General features: G+C 72.2%; 2 protein-coding genes. One reads left to right on the top strand and one right to left on the bottom strand.

Features of this window, described 5'->3' with window-relative positions; genetic code table 11:
* The coding region (gene putP, locus HMPREF3105_RS10190) for a sodium/proline symporter PutP (protein WP_070709514.1) at positions 1 to 1,611 on the bottom strand (1,611 nt) is incomplete at its 3' end.
* A gap of 108 nt (positions 1,612 to 1,719) precedes the next feature.
* On the opposite strand from putP, the gene hrpA reads away from it, so the two are divergent.
* A partial coding sequence (gene hrpA, locus HMPREF3105_RS10185; RefSeq protein WP_070709512.1) for an ATP-dependent RNA helicase HrpA occupies positions 1,720 to 4,757 on the top strand: 3,038 nt, incomplete at its 3' end.

Below are 4,757 nucleotides of genomic sequence, written 5' to 3'. Positions count from 1 at the left end.
GGCGGCTGCGGTCGAGCCCCCGGCGGCGTCGCGCGTCATGGCGGCCGGGGCCACGTCCGGGTCCGGCTCGCGGCCGGCCACGATGTCGATCGCGCCGGTGAACTCGGCGTCGATCCGCCGCTGCACCCGGCGCGAGCGCTGGGTCACGAGGGACACCACCACACCCACCACGAAGGCGGCGACGAAGCCCGGCAGCAGCTCGTACAGGCCGAACCACTCCCACGTCTCGGCACTGGCCTCGGACCACACCCAGGCGACGGCGGCGCCGGTGACCATGGCGGCCATCGCCCCCCACGAGGTGAACCGCGGCCAGTACAGGGCGAGCAGGATCACAGGGCCGAAGGCGGCGCCGAAGCCGGCCCACGCGAAGGAGACGAGCTCGAGCACGGAGGAGTCCGGGTCGAGGGCGAGCAGCCCCGCCACGAGCGCCACCACCAGCACGCCGATGCGGCCGAGCCACAGGGTGAACGTCGGGGAACCGGTGCGCCCGCGCAGCATGTAGAGGTCCTCCACCAGGGCGGAGGAGCACACGATCAGCTGCGAGGAGAGCGTGGACATGATCGCGGCGAGGACGGCGGCCAGCACCAGGCCGGCCACGAACGGGTGGAACATGATCGAGGCCAGCACCAGGAACACGGTCTCCGGGTCCTCGAGCGTGGTGCCGGGGTTGGCCTGGAAGTAGGCGATGCCCACGAGGGCCACCATCACGGCACCGAACACGGACAGCGCCATCCAGCCGATGCCGACGCGCCGGGCGACGGCCGCGTCGTGCGGGGTGCGCAGAGCCATGAAGCGGACGATGATGTGCGGCTGGCCGAAGTAGCCCAGGCCCCAGGCGAGGGAGGACAGGACGCCGATCAGCGTTGCGTTCTCGAACATCGAGAAGTGGTTCACTCCGCCGCCGGCGGCGTCGGCGGCGCGGATGCCCTCGACGACGGCGTCCCAGCCGCCCATGGTCAGGATCACGACGATGGGGACGGCCAGCAGGGAGAGGAACATGAGGATGCCCTGGGCCACGTCCGTCAGCGAGGCGCCGAGGAAGCCGCCGAACAGGGTGTAGAGCACCGTGATGCCCGCGACCACGAGCATGCCGGTGAGGTAGTTGATGCTGATGCCCTGGGCGTAGAAGGAATCGGGGCCGAAGGTGGACTCGACGAACTTGCCGCCGGCCACCATGCCCGAGGACACGTAGAAGGTGAAGAACACGAGGATGATCAGGCCGGCCACGATCCGCAGGATGTGCGTGCGGTCCTTGAATCGGTTCTCGAGGAAGGACGGGATCGTGATCGAGTTCCCGGCCACCTCGGTGTAGGAGCGCAGGCGGGGGGCGACCACGCGCCAGTTCACCCACGCGCCCACGGTCAGGCCGACCGCCATCCAGCCCTCGACCAGGCCCGCGGCGTAGATCGCGCCGGGCAGGCCCATCAGGAGCCAGCCGGACATGTCGGACGCACCCGCGGAGAGCGCCGCGACGGACGGCTTCATGTCGCGTCCTGCGAGCATGTAGTCGTCGAGGTCGGTGTTCTTGCGGGAGGCGTACAGGCCGATCGCGATCATCGCGAGGAAATAGAGGCCGATCGCCGCCAACAGGAAGACGGTGTTCGTGTCCATGGGCTCCAGAGAATCACATCCGGACTCTCAGCCCCAGTCCCAGGTCCGTCCCGGATTCGCCCCGTCCGGGTCGGCCCGGGCCCCCGCGCGCCTAGGATGGAGGCCGTCATGACGCAGACTCCCCCGCCCTCCACGCCCGCCGCGCAGCCGTCGGCGACGCCCCACGACGCCGTCGCGATCACGTTCCCCGAACACCTGCCGGTGGCGGAGCGCCGTGAGGAGATCATGGCCGCGATCCGCGACCACCAGGTGGTGATCGTCGCGGGCGAGACCGGCTCGGGCAAGACCACGCAGCTGCCGAAGATGTGCCTGGCCCTCGGGCTCGGGGAGGCCGGCTCGATCGGCCACACCCAGCCCCGGCGCATCGCCGCCCGCTCGGTGGCCGAGCGCATCGCGCAGGAGCTGGGCGAGGAGATCGGGCAGACGGTCGGCTACCAGGTCCGCTTCACGACGCAGACCTCGAAGGCCACCCGGGTCAAGGTCATGACGGACGGCATCCTGCTGGCCGAGATCCCCCACGACCCGCAGCTGCGCCGCTACTCCGTGATCATCGTGGACGAGGCCCACGAGCGCAGCCTCAACATCGACTTCCTCCTGGGCTACCTGCGCAACCTGCTGCCCCAGCGCCCGGACCTGAAGGTGATCATCACCTCGGCCACCATCGACCCGGAGCGCTTCGCCCGGCACTTCGGCCGGCCGCTGGCCGCGGGCGAGGACCATGCGGACGCGGTGGAGGCCGACGACGGCGGCCGCGTGGTCCCGGCGCCGATCATCGAGGTCTCGGGGCGCACCTACCCCGTCGAGATCCGCTACCGGCCGCTGACCGACGAGCCCTCCCCCGACGACCCCGAGGACGATGCGGACGACGCCGCCGAGACCCGCGACCCCCTCGACGCGATCGGCGACGCCGTCCTCGAGCTGGCCGCCGAGCCGCCGGGTGACATCCTCGTGTTCCTGCCGGGCGAGCGGGAGATCCGCGAGGCCGCGGACCACCTGACCGGCGTCGTCGCCGGCACCACGCGCCTGGCCGGCACGGAGATCCTGCCGCTGTTCGGCCGCCTGTCCATGGCGGAGCAGCACCGCGTGTTCGGCCGCGCCGGGGCCGGGGTGCGCCGGCGGATCGTGCTGGCCACGAACGTCGCCGAGACCTCCCTGACCGTGCCGGGCATCAAGTACGTGATCGACACGGGCACCGCGCGCATCTCGCGGTACTCGCACCGCACCAAGGTGCAGCGCCTGCCGATCGAGCGTGTCTCCCAGGCCAGCGCGAACCAGCGCGCGGGCCGGTCCGGCCGCACCTCGGACGGCATCGCGATCCGCCTGTACTCGGAGGAGGACTACCTCTCCCGCCCCGAGTTCACGGACCCGGAGATCCTGCGCACCTCCCTGGCCTCGGTGATCCTGCAGATGCTGTCCCTCGGTGTGGCCCGCACCCCGGGCGACGTCAAGGAGTTCCCCTTCGTCCAGCCCCCGGACGGCCGACAGGTCACCGACGGCGCCACCACGCTCACCGAGCTCGGCGCGCTCGAGGCCGGCGGCGCCCGCGCCGGCACCATCACCCGGGTCGGACGCCGCCTGGCCCGTCTGCCCGTTGACCCGCGGCTGGGCCGCATGATCCTCGAGGCCGGTGAACGCGGCTGCGTCCGGGAGGTCATGGTGATCGCCGCGGCCCTGACCATCCAGGACCCCCGCGAGCGCCCCACGGAGCAGCGCGAGGCCGCGGACGAGCTGCACCGCCGGTTCGCGGACGAGAACTCGGACTTCTCCGCGATCCTGAACCTCTGGGCCTACCTGCACGAGCGGCAGAAGGAGCTCTCCGGCTCCCAGTTCCGGAAGCTGTGCCGCCGTGAGCACATCAACTGGCTGCGCGTGCAGGAGTGGCAGGACCTGGTGCGCCAGCTGCGCCAGCTCGCCAAGGACGTGGGCCTCACCGTCGAGGCCGGACCCGTGGACCCGGTGGGCCGGCACGAGGCGGTGCACAAGTCCCTGCTCACCGGCCTGCTCGCGCAGATCGGCGCCTACGACGAGCGCCGTCGCGAGTACGCGGGCGCCCGCGGCACCCGCTTCGCCGTGTTCCCCGGCTCCGCCCTGTTCAAGAAGCGCCACCCGTTCGTCATGGCCGCCGAGCTCGTGGAGACCTCACGGCTGTGGGCGCGCACGGTGGCCCGGATCGAGCCGGAGTGGGCCGAGGAGGTCGCCGGCCACCTCGTCAAGCGGGCCTACAACGAGCCGCACTGGTCGCGGCGGGCGGGCTCCGTCGTCGCGCGCGAGAAGGTGACGCTGTTCGGCGTCACCCTGATCCCGGACCGCTCGGTCCGGTACGGCCGCATCGACCCGGAGCTCTCCCGCGAGCTGTTCATCCGGCACGCCCTCGTGGAGGGCGACTGGCGCACGCGCCACCGGTTCTTCGCCCGCAACCGCGCCGCGCTCGAGGAGGTCGACGCCCTCGAGACGCGCCTGCGCCGCCGCGACCTGCGGATCGGGGACGAGGACCTGTTCGCCTTCTACGACGCGCGGATCCCGGGAAACGTCGTCTCCGAGCGGCACTTCGACGCGTGGTGGAAGAAGGCGCGCCAGGATCAGCCGGACCTGCTGGACCTCGACGTCGCCGCCCTGCTCACCGCCGACGCCGAGGACCTGGACACCGACGCGTTCCCCACCACGTTCACGTATCCGATGCCCGGCGGCGACGTGGAGCTCGACCTCGAGTACACGTACGACCCGACCGGCGCGGCCGGCACCGACGGCGTGACCGTGGCCGTGCCGATCCTGCTGCTCAACCAGGTCTCCCCCGGCCCCTTCGCGTGGCTGGTCCCCGGCCTGCGGGTCGAGCTCGTCACCGCCCTCATCAAGGCGTTGCCCAAGGCCGTGCGCAAGAACCTCGTGCCCGCCCCGGACGTGGCCCAGCAGCTCGTCGCGGACCTCGAGGCCCACGCCGACCCGCTGCGGGACGAGCTGCCGGACGCGCTGTCCGCGGCCGTGCGCCGGGTGCGCGGCGTGGTGGTGGAGCCCGGACTGTGGGCCCCGGACGCGGTGCCCCTGCACCTGCGGATGGACTACCGCGTCGTGGACGCCCGCGGCGCCGTGATGGGCGCCGGCCAGGACCTGCCCGCGCTGCAGGCCCGGCTCGCGCAGGCCAACCGCTC

Origin of the sequence: Micrococcus sp. HMSC31B01 (genome assembly GCF_001816085.1) — a bacterium.
GTDB lineage: Bacteria > Actinomycetota > Actinomycetes > Actinomycetales > Micrococcaceae > Micrococcus > Micrococcus luteus.
This window is presented reverse-complemented; position numbering and strand designations above follow the sequence as displayed.